Source organism: Exiguobacterium sp. s141, from assembly GCF_018618085.1.
Classification (GTDB): domain Bacteria; phylum Bacillota; class Bacilli; order Exiguobacteriales; family Exiguobacteriaceae; genus Exiguobacterium; species Exiguobacterium mexicanum_A.
Genome location: NZ_JACSLJ010000002.1, coordinates 592,491 through 610,060, shown reverse-complemented (window position 1 = coordinate 610,060; position 17,570 = coordinate 592,491). Strand labels below are relative to the sequence as shown.

At 51.6% G+C, this 17,570-nt stretch carries 18 protein-coding genes and 1 pseudogene; 2 read left to right on the top strand and 17 right to left on the bottom strand.

The genetic code is table 11. The features are described 5' to 3' along the window. Positions 1-18: 18 nt before the first annotated feature. The 11 genes and pseudogenes from KNP74_RS07660 to KNP74_RS07610 form a co-directional block, all read right to left on the bottom strand. The gene (locus tag KNP74_RS07660; protein ID WP_034777376.1) at positions 19-1,248 is read right to left on the bottom strand and encodes a toxic anion resistance protein; all 1,230 of its coding nucleotides are present in this window, start codon (positions 1,246-1,248) and stop codon (positions 19-21) included. Continuing rightward, entirely contained in the window at positions 1,232-1,948 is a 717-nt protein-coding gene (locus KNP74_RS07655; RefSeq protein ID WP_034777375.1) for a 5-bromo-4-chloroindolyl phosphate hydrolysis family protein, read from the bottom strand. Before KNP74_RS07655 ends, KNP74_RS07660 begins: the two co-directional genes overlap by 17 nt. Before the next feature lie 184 nt (positions 1,949-2,132). Then, positions 2,133-3,485 carry a sodium-dependent transporter gene (locus KNP74_RS07650; protein WP_214763933.1) on the bottom strand — a complete coding sequence of 451 codons (1,353 nt, stop codon included), beginning with the start codon at positions 3,483-3,485 and terminating at the stop codon, positions 2,133-2,135. Between the two features lie 121 nt (positions 3,486-3,606). Continuing rightward, the gene (locus tag KNP74_RS07645) at positions 3,607-4,485 is read right to left on the bottom strand and encodes a diacylglycerol/lipid kinase family protein (RefSeq protein WP_138859533.1); all 879 of its coding nucleotides are present in this window, start codon (positions 4,483-4,485) and stop codon (positions 3,607-3,609) included. Next, complete coding sequence (locus tag KNP74_RS07640) at positions 4,482-5,987, bottom strand: ABC transporter permease/substrate-binding protein (protein ID WP_034777372.1); 1,506 nt, start codon at positions 5,985-5,987, stop codon at positions 4,482-4,484. Before KNP74_RS07640 ends, KNP74_RS07645 begins: the two co-directional genes overlap by 4 nt. Before the next feature lie 10 nt (positions 5,988-5,997). Next, positions 5,998-6,714, bottom strand: a pseudogene (locus KNP74_RS07635) (ABC transporter ATP-binding protein); the annotation flags it as partial. A gap of 158 nt (positions 6,715-6,872) precedes the next feature. Continuing rightward, positions 6,873-7,616, bottom strand: a complete 744-nt coding sequence (locus KNP74_RS07630) for a 3D domain-containing protein (RefSeq protein ID WP_138859534.1) — start codon at positions 7,614-7,616, stop codon at positions 6,873-6,875. Positions 7,617-7,839: 223 nt separating this feature from the next. Next, positions 7,840-8,304, bottom strand: a complete 465-nt coding sequence (locus KNP74_RS07625) for a GDYXXLXY domain-containing protein (RefSeq protein WP_034777369.1) — start codon at positions 8,302-8,304, stop codon at positions 7,840-7,842. Beyond that, on the bottom strand, positions 8,301-9,491 hold the full coding sequence (locus KNP74_RS07620) for a DUF2157 domain-containing protein (protein ID WP_214763930.1): 1,191 nt from the start codon (positions 9,489-9,491) through the stop codon (positions 8,301-8,303). Before KNP74_RS07620 ends, KNP74_RS07625 begins: the two co-directional genes overlap by 4 nt. 17 nt (positions 9,492-9,508) lie before the next feature. Next, positions 9,509-9,685, bottom strand: coding sequence for a DUF2187 family protein (locus tag KNP74_RS07615; RefSeq protein WP_232939448.1), 177 nt, complete (start codon positions 9,683-9,685; stop codon positions 9,509-9,511). A gap of 65 nt (positions 9,686-9,750) precedes the next feature. After that, complete coding sequence (locus KNP74_RS07610) at positions 9,751-10,377, bottom strand: NUDIX hydrolase (RefSeq protein ID WP_214763929.1); 627 nt, start codon at positions 10,375-10,377, stop codon at positions 9,751-9,753. Between the two features lie 107 nt (positions 10,378-10,484). On the opposite strand from KNP74_RS07610, the gene KNP74_RS07605 reads away from it, so the two are divergent. Next, positions 10,485-12,020: an FAD-dependent monooxygenase gene (locus KNP74_RS07605; RefSeq protein WP_371816323.1), complete on the top strand. Its 1,536-nt coding sequence runs from the start codon at positions 10,485-10,487 to the stop codon at positions 12,018-12,020. Between the two features lie 33 nt (positions 12,021-12,053). Here the strand turns inward: KNP74_RS07605 and KNP74_RS07600 are convergent, their stop codons facing one another. After that, a complete protein-coding gene (locus KNP74_RS07600; RefSeq protein ID WP_034779838.1) occupies positions 12,054-12,302 on the bottom strand; it encodes a hypothetical protein in 249 nt (82 codons plus the stop codon). Between the two features lie 95 nt (positions 12,303-12,397). On the opposite strand from KNP74_RS07600, the gene KNP74_RS07595 reads away from it, so the two are divergent. Further along, on the top strand, positions 12,398-12,691 hold the full coding sequence (locus KNP74_RS07595) for a hypothetical protein (protein WP_235420186.1): 294 nt from the start codon (positions 12,398-12,400) through the stop codon (positions 12,689-12,691). Between the two features lie 28 nt (positions 12,692-12,719). Here KNP74_RS07595 and KNP74_RS07590 read toward each other — a convergent pair whose 3' ends face one another. The 5 genes from KNP74_RS07590 to KNP74_RS07570 are packed head-to-tail and all read right to left on the bottom strand — an operon-like array spanning position 12,720 to position 17,561. Further along, positions 12,720-13,295, bottom strand: coding sequence for an NERD domain-containing protein (locus KNP74_RS07590; RefSeq protein ID WP_138859540.1), 576 nt, complete (start codon positions 13,293-13,295; stop codon positions 12,720-12,722). 18 nt (positions 13,296-13,313) lie between these two features. Beyond that, complete coding sequence (gene gpsB, locus KNP74_RS07585) at positions 13,314-13,610, bottom strand: cell division regulator GpsB (protein ID WP_034777365.1); 297 nt, start codon at positions 13,608-13,610, stop codon at positions 13,314-13,316. Between the two features lie 5 nt (positions 13,611-13,615). Continuing rightward, positions 13,616-14,161, bottom strand: coding sequence for an SLOG family protein (locus KNP74_RS07580; protein ID WP_138859541.1), 546 nt, complete (start codon positions 14,159-14,161; stop codon positions 13,616-13,618). Next, entirely contained in the window at positions 14,158-15,315 is a 1,158-nt protein-coding gene (locus KNP74_RS07575; protein WP_214763927.1) for a ribonuclease H-like domain-containing protein, read from the bottom strand. The genes KNP74_RS07580 and KNP74_RS07575 overlap by 4 nt, the downstream gene beginning before the upstream one ends. Then, on the bottom strand, positions 15,312-17,561 hold the full coding sequence (locus tag KNP74_RS07570) for a DEAD/DEAH box helicase (RefSeq protein WP_138859543.1): 2,250 nt from the start codon (positions 17,559-17,561) through the stop codon (positions 15,312-15,314). Before KNP74_RS07570 ends, KNP74_RS07575 begins: the two co-directional genes overlap by 4 nt. Positions 17,562-17,570 lie beyond the last annotated feature (9 nt).

Sequence of the window (17,570 nt, the reverse complement as noted above, 5' to 3'; positions counted from 1 at the left end):
AGCTCAGACTTTCCTCGTTCAATATCCAGTCTCTTTTGGCAACTCTTTGTTTTTTGAAGCGATCTCGATAACTTTTTCTTTCAACTCGTGCTCCATGCGATCGAGTTCACGTTCGGCCTCACGGCGCTTCTGACGTCCTTCTTGTTGAATGCGGAGCGTCTCGTCGAGCGTCGAGAGCAAGTTCTCGTGCGCCACTTTGAGCGATTCGACCGAAACGATGCCTTTCTCGTTCTCTGTGGCGATCTCGATCGATGAGTCTTTCAACATCTTCGAGTTCTGCTCGAGCAACGTGTTCGTCGTCTTCGTGACGTCTTGCTGCATGCGGAGCGCCGTCTTTTGTCGTGTCAAGCTGAGCGCGAGCACGACTTGGTTTTTCCAGAGTGGAATCGTATTGACGACCGCCGACTCGATTTTCTCGGCTAGAATCTGGTTGTTCTGTTGGATGACCCGGATTTGCGGTGCCATCTGCAGACTGATTGTCCGGCTCAGTTTCAAATCGTGCAATTTTTTCTCGAATCGGTCCGCGAGTTGAATCATGTCGTTCAACTGTTGAAGTTTGACCTGGTCTTTCGACATCTCCACTTCTTGACGGAGCGGGGCGATCTCATAGCTGCGCACGTGGTCAAGTTTCGTCTCACCGGCGGCGATATAGACGTTAAGCTCTTCAAAATAACGCTTGTTCTTATCGTACATTTGATCGAGCATCGTGATGTCCTTCATCAAACCGAACTTGGCCCGGTCTAGATTGTGGATGACTTCTTCTAAATAGACGCTCATCTTTTCAAACTGGAGTTTGTAGTTCTCCGCTTTCTTTTTCGCCCGTCCGATGAGCGGCAAGTTGTCCATAAAACTCTTCTTCTCTGGCTGCAACATGTCCGGGTCCATCTTGCGTACGTTCTGCATCAAGTCGGACAAAAGCTTTCCGGCGTCACCGCCATCCTTCATCCGGACCTCGGTCAAGATTTGGTCCGAGAATTGCGACAGTTCGCGTTGCACGTTTGATCCGAACAACATGACGGAATCTGTCTTTTTAATATCGATCGACTCGGCGATGCGCGTGATTCGTTCCCGGTGTTCCTGCGGGACATCTGGATTCACTTGAATCGCCGGCACCTCATGTTTCTCTGTCATAGATGACCAGTCCACGGACGGGTCCGAAATCGCATCGGTTTCCGTCTTCGTTTTCGTCTGTGAAGTGAGCTCTTCTTCTGGCCATGACTGCCAGTTCGTTTCATTCGATGAAGTCATGTTTTTTTCTCCCTTCTGGTTGATCGGCCAGTACTTTTTCCATCATAATCAACTCTCGTTCAAAGTCGACCGCATCGTCTTCTAAGAGACGGCTGCGTTGCTGTTTGAACTTGTCGACGATGAGTCGCATATTGGTAATCAACTGTTCACGTGTCTCTTCTTGAATGACGACGCGTTTTCCTTCTAGTTCTTTAAATTTCAACACGACCGACACGAGCGAATCCAAATAGAACGTGAAGAGATCACGAACATGTTTCGCGTCTTGTGGATTCTCGAACAGTTCGGCGAACAGTTCGTGCGCTTCCTTCGAGACGGCCTTCATCTCACGCCGCACCTCGATGTCTTTGATTTCCGGCAAGACGCGGTCGATTTGTTGCAGTTTCTCATACCCTTGTTCAATCGTCCGTTGCAAAAATTGAAGCTCTAAATCGTCGGTCGCCTCGAACTGACGTACCGGCGCCGCTTCTTCGAGCGGTTTCAAAATACGCGAGCCGACGAACGGTTCGTCTTCATCGAGCAACAGCTTTTTCTTGGCCCGTTTGGCAACGGGGGCCGGTGCCCGCTTCCGGCGTTTATTGGTCGACCACACTTCGTTTAATACGAGCGCCCCGACGATGATAAACAACCAAGAGAAATCAAAAACGTTTATGGCAAAATATAGGATTGCCCCGGTCAGGGCCCATTTCATCCATGTTTTCATCCGTTTCACCTCGTCTCATGATACTTCTATTGTACCTTACGTGACCCTTCAAAAAAAGTTTCGTCATCTTTATAAGCTTAGCATAATGACGCCGCACGCTCTCTCGGTCGCAAGAACGAAAAGTCAGGGTCGCTCGAATGTAAAAAAACCTCCTGATTCAATGAATCAGGAGGAGTTCGTCACGTTACACCGTGACCCAAGTTGACACCATGACGATGGCGACCGTCACCGGAATGACATAACGGATGAGGAAGTGCCAGACCGGGTACAGCTTGACACCAGCGCCCGATGTTTGAATCTCTTCTTTAAGAATGCGTTGATCAACGACATACCCGACGAAAATTGATGTCAAGAGCGCACCGACCGGCATCAAGACATAGCTGACGATATAGTCCATCGAATCGAAGAACGTACGACCGTACAAGAACTGCATCTCGCTCATGACTCCGAACGAGAGGGCCGAAGGGATACCGACCGCAAAAACGATCGCTGCTGACAAGAGTGTGACGTTCCGTTTCGACATCGTCTGTTTCTTTTCGTTCAGTCGGTCGGTCACACCGGCGACGACGACTTCAAGCATCGCAATCGATGACGTGATCGAGGCGAACGTGAACAGCAAGAAGAACAATACCATGAAGAAACCACCGAGCGGGACTTGATTGAAGACGGCCGGCAAGACGACGAAGAGAAGCGCCGGGCCTTCAGCCGGGTCGAGACCTGATGCGAACACGGCCGGGAAAATCGCGAGACCCGCCAACAGTGAGACGGCGATGTTCAATAGAACGATCATGTTCGCCGAGCGATTGAGTGTGCCTTTCGTTTTAATGTAGGACGCATACGTCAACATGGCCGCAACCCCGAGTGATAGCGAGAAGAACGCTTGACCGAGGGCGAACAAGACCGATTCCCCCGTCAAGGCAGAGAAGTCAGGCTGCAAGAAGAAGCGAACCCCTTCCATCGCCCCGTCGAGCGTCAATGAGCGGATGACGAGGACGATGAAACTGACGAACAAGAGCGGCATCAAGATCTTGCTCATCCGCTCGATTCCAGCTTCGACGCCTTTTAGCACGATTAAGAGCGTGATCAATAAGAATAAGAATTGACCGAACACGGCGATGCCTGGTGACGAGACGACATCTCCGAAGACGGCACCAAATTCGTCAGGCGATCGGCCGTTCAATGTCCCGCTCAAGCCGAGACCGACATAGATTAAGACCCAACCACCGATGACACTGTAGAATGAGAGCAATAAGAAACATGCGATGACACCAAGGTAACCGACGATCGTCCAACGGCCGTGTCCTAATTTTTTGAATGCGAGCAGTGCCGTTTTTTGTGTCGAGCGTCCGACGATGAACTCACCGATCAATAACGGGAGACCGAGTAAGAGCGTAAACGCTAAAAACATGAGCAAAAAGGCGCCGCCTCCACTTGTGCCGGTGACATACGGAAATTTCCAGATCGCACCGAGACCAATCGCTGACCCTGCGGCCGCTAAGATGAATCCAATTTTTGAGGCGAACGAGTTTTGCGCCATTACCATCCCTACTTCCTGTTTTCATATCTATTTTCATAATAATAGTGAAATACTAACACTGTTCAGAAATGAGAACAACAAAAAACAGAGAAAAGTCTGAATTCTTTTCTCTGTCTGGTTTTTAGTGGGATGGCACAAGGAATGTCAGTTCCCTTGGCAAGACGTCGATGTGTAATCGGTCCGCCTCAAAATGTTCCCCATCGACGTCGATAATCTGTGATTCGCTCAAATGGACGGTCAGTTGAGACATCTGTAGATGGACCCACTCCGGCGACGAATGTTCGAGTCCGAGTTGTTGCGTAAGCAGTTGCCGAATCATTGGAAAGCCGATGGCCGAGCTGTGCACGACTTCGACGAGTCCGTCGGTGAACGATTGGGTCGGTAACTTTGTCGGTACCGTACCAAGATATGCCCCGTTTCCGACGTACAAAAAACTGATCGGCCCATCATGGACGACTTCTCCGTCCTGCTCGATGCGGACGTCGAACGGGTCGAGTTCACGAAACTGCCGGATTGTCGCTAAAAAGTAGCCGATGGAACCAAGAGATTCTTTTTGAAGCGGATCGATTTGTCGCGATGCGTCGGCGATCAGGCCGACCCCAATAAAATTGAGGCCATATCGATCATTGACCCGCATGACGTCGACGGGCTGGACATGACTCATCTTAAATAACCGGGCCGCCTCAATCGGTTCGACTGGTAAATCGAGCGCACGGGCAAAGTCGTTGCACGTACCACCGGGGACGAGGCCGACCGTCGGCCGCTCGTCCTTCGGAAGTGACATGAGGCCGTTGACGACCTCATGCAGGGTCCCGTCCCCACCGATGACGATTAAATGCTCGAACGACCCACTCGCCTCGGCAAAGCGGGCAGCATCTCCTTGTCCGAGCGTCTTTCGAATCAGAATCTCGTCATACAAGGATTCGACCGTCCCGACAACCTCACCGAGCATCGTTTCACTTGCACCGGATGTTGGATTCGAGATAATCATTGCTCTCATAGGAGACCTTCCTGCTCCAAGAAGTCTTGTGCGACGTCATAAGCACGCTCATTCCCATACGCGACGCGGCGGTTGAGTTCAGACATTTCTTCATCTGTAATTTTACCAGCCAATTGATTGAGCGCGTCCTCGATTTCAGGGTGCTCGTCTAATGTCTCTTGCTTGAGCAACGGTGCCCCTTGATATGGCGGGAAGAACTGTTGATCATCTTCAAGGACGAGCAAATCATTCTCGGCGATATCCGGGTCCGTCGCGTATGCATCGACAAGGTTGACGTCACCACGAGCGATGGCGCGGTAACGGAGTTTCTGTTCCATCGAGACGACCGACGGAAAGTCGAGACCGTAGGCTTGCTGAAGTCCAGGGTATCCGTCTTCCCGGTCCGTAAACTCGAGCGTGAAGCCGGCTTTAATGTCCGTTTGCACGTTTCGTAAATCAGAAATCGATGTGATGCCTTCCTCTTCGGCGTAGTCGCGTGGGATGGCGATGGCATATGTGTTGTTGAACTGCATCGGCTCAAGCAAGGCATAGCCGTCGTCTGCCAGCGCATCACGAGCCTGTTCATACACTTCGCGAGCGTCATTTGAGTTCGGTGTCTCTTTCACGAGACTGGCGAGTACCGTCCCTGTGAATTCTGGGTAAATATCGACATCACCAGATTGGAGTGCACCCCAGACGAATGTCGTCTCGCCAAAGTTTGGTCGGACAGAAACAGTCAAATCAGTCTCTTCCTCGATCAATAATTTATACATGTTCATTAAAATTTCAGGCTCTGGTCCAAGTTTTCCGGCGACGACGAGATCGGTCTGTTGCGTGCGACCGAGCGCGAGCGGTGCCGCGACGATTAACGCCAAGACGGTAGAGACAGCAATCAATTTTGTCTTATTCCGCGTAGCTGTCGCGCCTTCCATTTGTCGGAGCAGGAAATCGAACAAGAGAGCAAGGATGGCGGCCGGGATGGCGCCGAGTAAAATCAAGTAGTTGTCATTCCGGTTGATACCTAGAAGAATCAACGTCCCGAGCCCACCTGCTCCAACGAGGGCAGCGAGCGTCGCCGTCCCGACGATGAGAACCATCGCCGTCCGAATCCCGGCCATAATGACCGGCAAGGCGAGCGGGAGCTCGACTTTCATCAAGCTCTGGTTCGGCTTCATGCCGCAAGCTCGTGCCGCTTCGATGAGCGATTTGTCGACCTCGTTCAGTCCGGTGAACGTGTTTCGTAAAATTGGGAGTAAGGCGTACAATACGAGGGCAATCGTCGCCGGCAAGGCGCCAATCCCAACAAGTGGAATCATCAGTCCGAGGAGCGCCAAAGAAGGAATCGTTTGAATGATGGCAGTGACACCGATGGCGGTCTCGGCCACTTTTTTACGGCGCGTCAACCAAATACCGAGCGGGACGGCAATCAAGACCGCGATCAATAAGGAGACGACGGAGAGCTGCAAGTGCTCGATGAGCGCCTCGACGAGTTCCCCTCGTCGGTTTTGGAATGTCTCAAGCATCAACCTCACCTCTTCCGCGTTGTGTAAAGTCGAGGACGAACGGGTCCGTGCTCGCTCTGATTTCATCTGGTGTCCCGACGACGACCAACTCGCCGTCACGCATCAATGCGATACGGTCTCCGAGTTTCATCGCTTCCTGCATGTCGTGGGTCACGAACAAAATCGTTTTCCCAAGTTCATCGTTCAAGCGTTTAATATCGTCTTGGAGTTGACCCCGGCTGATTGGGTCGAGTGCCGAGAACGGCTCATCCATCAAGATGACGTCAGGATCGGCCGCGAGCGCACGGAGCACCCCAACGCGTTGCTGTTGTCCACCGGATAGCTCGGTCGGCTTTTTAGCCCGCAAGACGGGATCTAATCCGGCGATTTCCATGAGTTCGGTCACGCGGTCTTTCGTCTTTTGCTTTGGCCACTTCAATAGTTCAGGAACGACAGAAATATTTTCTTCGACCGTTAAATGAGGGAATAAGGCAATTTGTTGAAGTACATAACCGATATTGCGGCGTAACTCATAAATATTGAATTGGTAAATCTCTTTCCCATCAATCAAAATTTTCCCGTCGGTATGATCGATCAGTCGATTCACCATTTTCATGGTTGTCGTCTTGCCACACCCTGATGGGCCGATCAAGACAAAAATCTCGCCTCTTCGTACTGTTAAATCCAAATCTTTGACGGCTAACGTCCCGTCTTCGTAACGCTTAGATACATTTTGGAATTCTATCAACTCTACCCCTCCTCGGCTCGTAACTTTTCATAAAGGTCAAATATTAGTTTGCCCGTTTCCAACGATTGTTAAACAATGAAACGTGCTGGGACGCGGTCGAAAGACTGCCAACCCACGAGGCGAGACAAAAAAGGTTCCCCCGCAGGAGAACCTTTAGATTATGGCAATGTGATTGTGATATGACGACGACCCCAATTGATGGCCTCGCTCTTCGTGTCGACGAGTAAATCGACGATGTTCCCTTTAATGCGTCCTCCTGTATCAAGGGCGATCGCTTGGCCGATGCCGTCGATTTGAACGACCGTACCGAGCGGGATGACAGATGGGTCGACTGCGATGATACGCATGCCGTTATAATAAATCGAGTCTGTCACGTCATGGCCTGTCGCCGTCAAGACGCGCCCCCCGTAAGAACCGTTGTCAGCTGCATCGTTCGTGTAGGCCGTTGACTCGGCTTGAATGACACGTCCTTGTGTCGAGACCGGTGTCACGGTCGCACTCGATGCCGCTTGTTGCTTCTTCTCGGTTTTTGCTGCGGCTTGGCGTTTCGCTTCTTCTTGTCGTGCCTTTTCGGCAGCGACGCGCTTTTCTTCTTCCAAACGTTCTGCTTTCGCTTTCGCTTCACGCTCGGCCTCTTCACGTTTGGCTTTCTCTTCTGCCAAACGCTTTTCTTCGGCTAAACGTTTTTCTTCAGCGAGCCGTTTCTCTTCGGCAAGACGTTTCTTACGTTCGATTTCTTGTTGGCGCTCCAACTCAATGGCCTGACGTTCTAATTCAAGTGGGTTTTGGACAATTTTCTGTTCAGTCCCGATTCCAATTTGGGCGGCATCGGCATTCGCAGCAAACACGAATGTTCCAACAGCGGCAAATAAAATCGCGATTATATATTTTAAGGAATGCATTAATAGGTCAGCACCTTTCTCGTCATCTAACGAACAGGAGTAAATTTACCATGTCGTTTCAATCACGAGAAGGGATTTTGACGAAGTGAAATATTTCTGACACATCAAGAAAGAACTGGTTACAATCTGTAACATTTACAATAAACCTAGGGTTACCAACCGTTTTCGAAAAAAATTACAGATTCGTTACAACATAACGTGTAACAAATCTGTAATCTGATTGTCATTCTGTTTCAGCTTCAATCGAGCGTAAATCATGGGGGCGAACCATGCCCCAAGGTGCCACGTCGACATCCACTTCGAACGTTTTCGCACCTTCGATCGCCGACGTTTCTTCTTCGGCGACCCGATACGAACTCATGTCATCGATATACACTTGCCGGTCATAGTAATTGGCACGAGTGCCACCGAAGAACGGCCGTGAACTGACCCGATCAATGGTCGCGTAACCGTCGTCCCCCGTTTTGAACGACACGTATACCGTCCCTGATTCGACATCTTGTCTGCCGTCGAACGAATCGTATTCCAAATAGACAAAGTCTCCAAAGAACGGATCGTACGGCTCATAGGAGGTCGCTTTGAACGTATACGTCTCTCCGAACCAGGAGACCGCATAGACGAGCAGAATAAAACCGACAGCGATCACTACTTGCAAAACCGGCACTAGCCAAGGCGTCAATCGTTTCATGTCTGAGCATCCCCTCTCGTACGGCTACGGCTGCGCCACCACAAAGCGAGCGACAGTGCGAAGACGATCAATGCTCCGATGAGGAAGAACAGCGAAATGTCGAGTCGATCCCAAACGTAAATGAAGTAGATCGTCATTTGGACGAGCAAGAAATAAATGAAAGCAAGCACGATCGGTTTGCGATTGTGGTCTTGATAGACGAGATAGGCGAGTGCGACCACTTCAAGTAGCACCGCTAGCAAGATGCCGGAGTCTTCGAATAACGAGAACGGGATGACAGCGAGTAAACTGACCCACATCAAGTCCTGGCGTCGGTGAAGTAAATAGACGGCGACGAGGATGACCGAAAGGATCGTCGCCTCGATGACCGAGGGCGTTCGTTGCGACAACCAGCCTTCCGTCGCATTGATTAAATAACCGATCGATAGGACGGCTGCGACGAAGAGGTACAAATAATTCCACTGGGCCCGCTCACGATAGATAAGGAATAGGACATGTAAGGCAGCAAGGGCCCATAGCGGCCAAAAGCGTCCTTCGTAGTCGGCATATTGACCGATTGTGATGAGGAGGCCATAAAAGCCGAACCAGGCGAAGATACGATCGAGCTCGTTGTCTCCGTAATGGAACCAGACCCAGGTCACGAGGAACCCGAACGCGATCAACGTGATGCCGATGCCTTGAAAACTGTTCGTGACCGCCAAAAAGGCAGCGAGCGCGGCCAGGAACGTGTAGATGGGATGCTTATATATCAATTTATGCAGAACAGCGACGGCAAGGAAGAGCCAAAATAAGAGCGGAATTTGCGAGGACAGATTATAAGTGGAGAAGATGACGATCATCGTGGCGACGAAGAAAGCGACGCCTAAAAGCCGGAACAGCGTGACATAGCGTGACGCCTTCACTTGCAGGCGTTCGGCGGTCACATACATCCCGACCATAAACACGAGGAAAATAGCGACTTTCACAAGGTCAGGAATCGCTTGCCAATTGGCCGCGACAAAGCTGAATAGACTGAGTGCGAGCAAAATAGAACCGATGACCACAAGAATAGGCGGTTTGTGCTCACGTTTGTCACCGACCGCCAATTTCTTATGTTCATATTCGACCAAGCGCTGACCGGTTACTTCATCAAGTAAACCGGCCTCTTCCCATTCACGAACTTTTTTGTCAATGGACACCTGAATCATCCCTTTCGATTAAAAGGTCAGCTGGCGCGTTCGATCAATTCCAAATCTTTTTTCAGTAAAACTTGCTTCTCAAATTCGAGACCAAGCTGTTGAAATTCTTCCATGATGGAAACGTCCCCGATGACCGTATTGGTCAATACGGCAGTCACTTCTGCGACCCAACCTTCACGAGTTGACTTGACGATATCACCCACAACGAATTCTACAGACACACCCATTCACTTCCAATCTTAAATTTGTTTCTATCATTATAACGAAATTATATCGGTTTGAATACGTTTTCTTTAAGCCGTTTAATAAATTGTGTCAAAATTTTTCCAGTCAATCCCCAAATAATGTAGTCTTCATGTTCATAAAAAGGTTCTTTCATTTTAATTACCCGTTTTTCGTACGCTTTAGCATTCGCCATCCGTTCAAATGGGATATTTTGATCCGGGTTCATCGTCCATTCCATCTCGCCGTGGAACGGGTCGAGCAACAGCAACGTCTCGACCGGGATTGAAAATAAATGGTCGACCTCATCCGTATGATGCACGTCCGGTCGCAGTGGAATTACCCCGACGAACGGATAGATCAGTTGCCGGTGCGGCGTCGCGAGCGGCTGCAGGCGACCGATGACTTCGATATCGGATAAGGCGAGCAATAACTCCTCACTCGTCTCTCGAACAGCGGCCTCGACCGGTGTCTCGCCGGGATCGAGACGGCCGCCCGGAAATGAGATTTCTCCGGGTTGACGCCGCATTGTATGGGCGCGTACTTCAAAGACGACGTGCCACGTCCCGTCGACCTCGGTCAACGGGATCAAAACGGCTGCCGTCTGTTCATAGTTTTCTTCCATCGAGAAACTGTCACGTAGTTGTTGTTCCGTGATCCACGATTTGTCCATTCTCTCCACCTCGTTCTCTTTGTTTCTACACTTCCACCGTTGTCTCCTCGTTTAAACGCATCAAATGTCGGAAATATCATTATTAACGATAGGAGTTGGTGGATGTGGTGGATAAAAAAGTTGATGTATTGATCGTCGGAGCGGGCCCGACCGGACTCACGCTCGGATTGACGTTAGCCAGATATGGGATCTCATTTGAAATTATTGATCGTAAGACGACCCCGTCGAACAATTCCCGGGCCATCGGGATTCAACCGCGAACGATCGAAGTGTTCTCTCGTCTCGATGTCGCCAAGGAAGTACTCGGCCGGGCACGGACCATCGAGAAAGGCAATCTATACTTCTCGGGTCAATGGACGGCCAAACTTGAATTTTCTCGCCTCGTCACGCCGTACCCGTTCGTGACGCTGCTACGCCAAAACGAGACCGAGGCGATTTTAGAGGATGCGTTAAACGGACACGGTCATTCCGTCCAGCGCGGTGAATCGCTCGTCTCGTTGACACATTACCCGTCTCGAGTGCTCGCCCACCTTGAGTCAGATGCATCAAACCGGACGATCGAAGCCAAATACGTCGTCGCTGCCGATGGGGCGAACAGTTCGATTCGTCGGATGCTCGCCCTTCCGTTTAGCGGAAAATCATTCAAAGAGTCATGGGTGCTCGCCGATATGAAAGCCAAATGGAACATCTCGCGCGAAGAAGTGCATATTTTCTTTTCCGACCGGGGCGTCTTAGAAGTTTTCCCGCTCACGGATGACACGATTCGCATCACAGGGAACCTCGCGAGCGACGAGTCGTTCAATGAGTCGGAACTGCGCAATTTGATTGAACAGCGAAGCCATATGGATGTCGAGATCGACGAAGTTGAGTGGTTCTCGCTCTTCCGGGTCCACAACCGTATGGTCGACTCGTTCATCCACAATCGAGTCATTTTAATGGGAGACGCCGCCCATATCAACTCACCCGTAGGCGGACAAGGGATGAATACCGGCATCGCCGACTCGTTCAACCTCGGGTGGAAGTTGTGGCTTCATTTGAAGGCTGGTGCCCCGTTCCGCGTCGTCGCCTCGTATCGCGACGAACGTGAACACGTGGCTCGTAACGTACTTCAGACGACGAACGTGGCGACTGAGGTGTTACAGACGACGTTGCCTGTCTTCTTGCCGTTCCAAGCGCTCGGCGCCGACGTCTTTACGCGCGTCAACTTGGTCAACCAAAAAATAACGGAACGAATCGCCCAACTGCACTTGTCTTATCCCGGGCATTCCCGAATTCCGTTTTTGCGTGTCGCCAAGGGCAAGATCTTCCCGGAGATCGAGATCATCCGGACCGATGACGGGTTGCGCACCAAAATCTCGGAGATTGCGGACGGCCGGTTCCAAGTGCTCATCCTCGACGATGATAAACGTGATGCGACCGAACTCTATGATTATTTGAACGATCATCAATCGTTCTTCCAAATCATCACGCTCTCGAAGACGAGTCGTCCCTTCTTCGACCAAGGCAACGAGCTCGCGAAATCATTGTTCATGAAGCGCGGCGTGCTCGTCATCCGACCGGACGGCTATTTGCTTCATAAACAGCGGCACCTGCGCCCTGATTCGTTGCAAGAGACGATGTCCGCTTGGCTCCCGACACCATGACAAAAGCTCCACTCGAGATGAGTGGAGCTTTGTTTACGCTTGGTTATAATAAAGCGTCCCTGGCTTCGAGAGCGTCAAATCGTAGAACGCCTCAAACGCTTCGATGTCCTCTAACTTGCGGAAATCGACTTTGTCCGTCTCTTCATTCGGAATCGCGACGACGATTCCGTCTTCGGTTTGTTTGATCATCCCGGTCTGCCCGTTATGGATGCGGATGTAGAGCACGTGCTTGTCTTCTAGCAGCGTCACGGCTTCGCGACGCGATTGAATCGTTGTTTTCATCGTCATCCCTCACTTTCTTTTGAGTATACCGGTCTATCGTTGTTGCTTTCAAACGGTTGCACCCTTAAAATTATGTAAAGAAGGGGTTGAACGCTTTGGATTTGGAAACGCTATTGATTATCGTCTTAGGCATCACATTCGTCGTGCTCGTCTCGATCCGCGCCGTCCGTAATTTACAGTGGGTCCGTTTCGGCGAGGCGTTTGGCAAGCAAGGCGAGGCGCTGCTCGACGACTATACGTATTTGACGGAACAAGGCATCACGTGTCGCGTCGAACACGGCTTGCCGACCGGGCGCCTGTTCCGCCCGCTCGCAAAAAACTTGGACGACCGGGTCGCTTTGTTCGTCCATCGTAAAGATGCAGAACAAGCCCGACAATTATTGAAATGAAAATGGCGCTGAAGCTTCAGCGCCATTTTCATTTATGTACTTGACGCTCCGAGCAATAGTAGGCGATGTGTTTAATTGTCGCCTCCGATAACAGCTCGAGCTTCGTTTTCGCGATGACGTCATCGATCACATCGAACGTATCGGCACAGTTGGCTTTGATGCGTTCGACCTTGAGACGGGATGTCTCAGGGAAAATCAAGAACGACGTGACAGGGACTGCCTGTCCGCATTGCTTCTTCAGGACGCTCCTGACGTGCTTCGTCATCCGCTCAAGCTCTTCCATCGGATGCGGATAGATGTTTTTCCAACCGAGCGACGTCTCGAGACGACAGTCACGGTTCGTCATATGGACGGCCGACGTCGTCCGATTGATGCGGACTAAAAAGACGCCTTTCGGGCCGACCAATACATAATCGAGCACATCCTCACCAAGCTCGACTTGTTCGATCATCATCCAATCAAACCGGCATGTGTGACGGATAATCTCGACGATCTCGTCCGTGTACGACTTCGGCGGTGCGATGACTTCTTCTTTCGTGCGGAACAAGCCTTTCGTCTGTCGTTTCTCAGGTTCTTTTTTGACGGCCGTCAATACTTGTAACATCTTCTCCACCTCCTCACTTTATTCGCTCGGGCCGACCTGTTTTCCGAAGACGGCCTTTTCTAAATTCGAGATGCGACGCAACATGTCATAGTTCGACGCGACAGGCTGAGCCGGTTTGACCGGTTCTGCTTGTTCGTTCGAACCGCGGCGGAGCGACTCGTTCTCTTGGCGCAACCGTTCGATTTCTTTCGTCATCTTCTCATAATCGCGGATGACGACGTCCAAAAACTGGTCGACTTCTTCTTGTGAGTACCCACGAAGGGCGGTCTTGAATTCTTGTTTATAAATGGCTTCGGCTGTTAATTCAGTTTGCATCATTTTCACTCCCAATGTTGTTCCCATTGTTTTTCTTCTTCAATCACGCGTAATTCTTCCTGTGTGATCAAGAATAACTCCATCTGGTGTTTTCGTTTAGCCCCTTCGACGAGAAAGCGTGGGCTTCCTCCCGTCTCTTCGTCATACAGTGTGATTAATCCTGCTGCTTTGTCTAAAAAGAAGGCAGTTTTTGCCCGCAACTGGCTCGGGTCCTCGTAAGGACGCTGGGTCAGCGCTTCAAAAAAGTCGGCCTCGAGCTGCAAACGAATGAACAATTCTTGCTCGTACGGCTTATACTTCTCTTCCATCTGTAAAAAAGGTGGAAATACGGCGATTTTGATTGGATAAGTTTCTCTTAACTCTAACAATACTTCTCCAGCCCATAATTCACAACCGTTCGTGCCACTAAAAATGAACCATTCGGCTCCGAGCTCGATGGCTTCGACAATTTTTCGCTCATACGCTTCCTTGATGATGCCGATACCGGGATGGTCGGATTTGAAGATGCCGAGTTCATGCGGCCGGTATCCTGTGATGGCGACAACTTTCATGACTGCTTCCTTTCTAGCCGGTTCATCCGGTGCCGAAGCGCCCGCATCTCGGTCAAAGCGGTCTGTCGAAGCACCGTCTCTTTCCGTTCCGCCAAAGCGATGGCCTGTTCGGTATAGATGATGGCCCGATTGATGTCTTTTTCGCGATGTTCGGCGTATTTCGCCAATTCGACGAGCGCCTCGACCGTACCGACTTGTTCGAACAGCGGCAACGCCTGCTCCACCTGACCGGTCCGTTTTAACAGGAGCGCTTGACGCATCAAGGCCCGCTTCGTCGGCTGTTCGAGCCTCTCGTACTCTTGAAGCGCCGCCTCGGCGTTGCCGAGGTCGTTCAACCAGTGCGCCCGTTCTTCACCAAACGGCGTCTCGTCGGCTTCGACGAGATGACAGAGCCGTTTGTAGAGCGAGACGAGGCTTAGACAGTCGGCATGATGGTGTTCGATGACCGGCTGTAAAATATCTGGTTCCCGGTCCTTCACATATTGGAAATAGTGCATCGGTGCCAAGAAGCCGGGCAAGTCGTCCGTCCGGGCGTGGCCGAAATGGGCCTCGACCGCCTTGAGCGATACCGATTCGAGCGTCGGTTTCAGCAATCGCCGTGAGGCATGCAACAAATCGACATGGCCGACGGCCGGTAACGCTTTGACTTTCGAGCGGACGAACGTGTGCCGTGTCTTGATTTGGGGCCAGTCGAACGATTTTCCGTTATACGTCACGAAACGGACCTCGTCGCCGATGTCGTTCAAGAAGTGATAATAAAATGCCGTCTCGAACGCGGGATGAGGCAACACGTATTGGATCATCTCGAGATGGTCTCCTTGGAAACGCGCGAATCCGATCAAAAAGATCGAGGTCCCCGATCCGCGGAGCCCAGTCGTCTCGGTATCCATGAACAACACCTGCTCGGACGGGACATCGACTTGGAAAAAGGGATGGGTCGATGTCGCGAGTGAGGCTTTCGCCTCTCCGAACGTAAAGTCGTGGTACGTCTCGTCGAGCGGATAAATCTGCTTCAAGCGGACACACCACTCTTGTTCGAACGTCAGGATTTCTCCACCCCGGGCCCGCCATTTTGCTTGTTCGACGTCGTCCGGCGTCACGGCCGTTTGTTTCGGTTCATTCGTTTTGATGAGTCGTGATAGTTTTGCTTTCATATCGATCCTTTCAATGCATGCAACTGCTGGACGACCTGCTGTTTGAAATCACCGTACCCAATCATGCCGACGCACCGCGGACAGCCGCTCTCACACGGACAGTCCTCGACCGTACGGATGGCTGCATCCAAGACCTCATCGGCGTCGCGATAAAGCGCCTCGCTCAGCCCGATTCCGCCTGGGTAGCGGTCGTATAAATAGACGGTCGGTTTGTTCGTATGGGTCGCTTTCATTTGAATCGTCGTGAACAAGTCGAGCGTGTCACACATTAAATAGAGCGGGGCGAGCCGCCGCAAGAGATCACTGACCGCTTCGAGCTGATCTTCCATGTCGGCCTCCGAGTAGGCGAACCGTTCGTCGAGCGTGAACCACGTCGCCGTCGTGTGCAGTTCTCGTTCCGGCAAATGAATCGGTCCGGAACCGATATTCTCGTGCGTCCCGAACTTGATTTTCTTAAATAGTGTCGCCATCGCGATGACCGATACTTCACCGAACGTCTTCACGCCGGTCGTCTTGTTCTCTTCCAACACTTTCAGTTCGACCGCCAAATTGGCGTCCGTATAGTAGTCGACGTCGACACGTCGGACGTAAGCTTTCTTCTCTTCAAAGTCGAGTCGTTCGACTTGATATTGCTCGGCCCCATGTAAATAGATGGCCTCGTCATGCAGTAACGTCATCGCGCTGAACGTATCCATCTCTCCGATGACCTGGTTTTTCGCGGTCTGGTCGACGATGACGACATTCTCTTGGTCACTCGTCCGCAGCGAGATGTCATGAGCCGGGAATGCGTCCGTCATCCAATAATATTTATTGGCCCGTTCATGCAAGATGTGGGCGTCCGTCAAGAAATCGAGAATTTCTTCCGTCTCGACCGTGCCGAATCGTTCCCCTTTTGAGAAAGGCAGTTCGAAGGCGGCACATTTCATATGGTCAACGAGAATGATTAAATTGTTCGGGTCGAGACGAGCCGCTTCCGGAGACCGGTCTAAAATCAAATCGGGCTGTTCGACGACGAGTTGATCGAGCGAAGAAGACGAGGCGACAAAAATGACGAGCGCCTCGGAATGACGGCGTCCGGCCCGGCCCGCTTGTTGCCACATCGAGGCGACCGTGCCCGGATAGCCGTTCAAGACACACGCCTGCAACTGGCCGATATCGACGCCGAGTTCAAGCGCATTCGTCGAGACGACAGCTTTAATCTCACCGTTACGGAGCCGACGCTCGATTTCACGACGCTCCGACGGTAAGTAGCCGCCCCGATAGCCAACGATCGATTTTGGTCCGAGCTCGCGCCGCGTCAGTTCTTGTAAATACGTCAACAACACCTCGACCCGTACCCGAGAGCGGGCGAAGACGATCGTCTGAATGTCCGCTTCGACGAGCTTTGAGGCGATCCGCTTCGTCTCGAGCGTGGCGCTCCGACGAATCCCGAGCGCCTCATTGACGACGGGCGGATTGTAGAAAATCAAATGTTTCTTCCCTTGGGGCGCCCCGTTGTTGTCGACAAGGACGACGTCCTCTTCGGTCAACAGTTCAGCCAGCTCGACCGGGTTGGCAATCGTCGCTGACGTCATGATCCATTTCGGATGGCTCCCATAATAGGCACAGATCCGTTTCAAACGACGAAACACGTTGGCGACGTGGCTGCCGAATACCCCTCGGTACGTGTGCAACTCGTCGACGACGATATATTCCAAGTTCTCGAACAAGCGAATCCATTTCGTATGATGCGGCAAGATTCCAGAGTGAAGCATATCGGGATTCGTGATGACGATATTGCCGGCGTCCCGTACTTTCGTACGAGCCGCTGGCGCCGTGTCCCCATCGTAAGTGAAACAGCGGAGGTCACCTTCGAGCGCCTCGACCATCTCCATCAAATCACTGTTTTGGTCTTGGGCGAGCGCTTTCGTCGGGTACAAGTAGAGCGCCCGGGCATTCGGTTGTTCAATCATTTTCGATAAAACCGGCAGATTGTAACAGAGCGTCTTCCCGGAAGCGGTCGGAGTGACGATGACCGTCGAGTTGCCTCGAGACGTCTGCTCGATTGCTTCGGCCTGATGGGTGTACAGTTGTTCGATTCCACGGCCATGGAGCACCCGGACGAGATCTGGCGGAACGCTCGATGGGATCGGCGCATACCGGGCCGGCTTCGCCTCGACCGTGTGCCAATGCGTCACGTTGCCCGAGAAACCCGGGTCGGTCTTGAGCGTCTGAATCATTTCTTCCACGGAACATTTTTTCCGCATAGAGTTCAC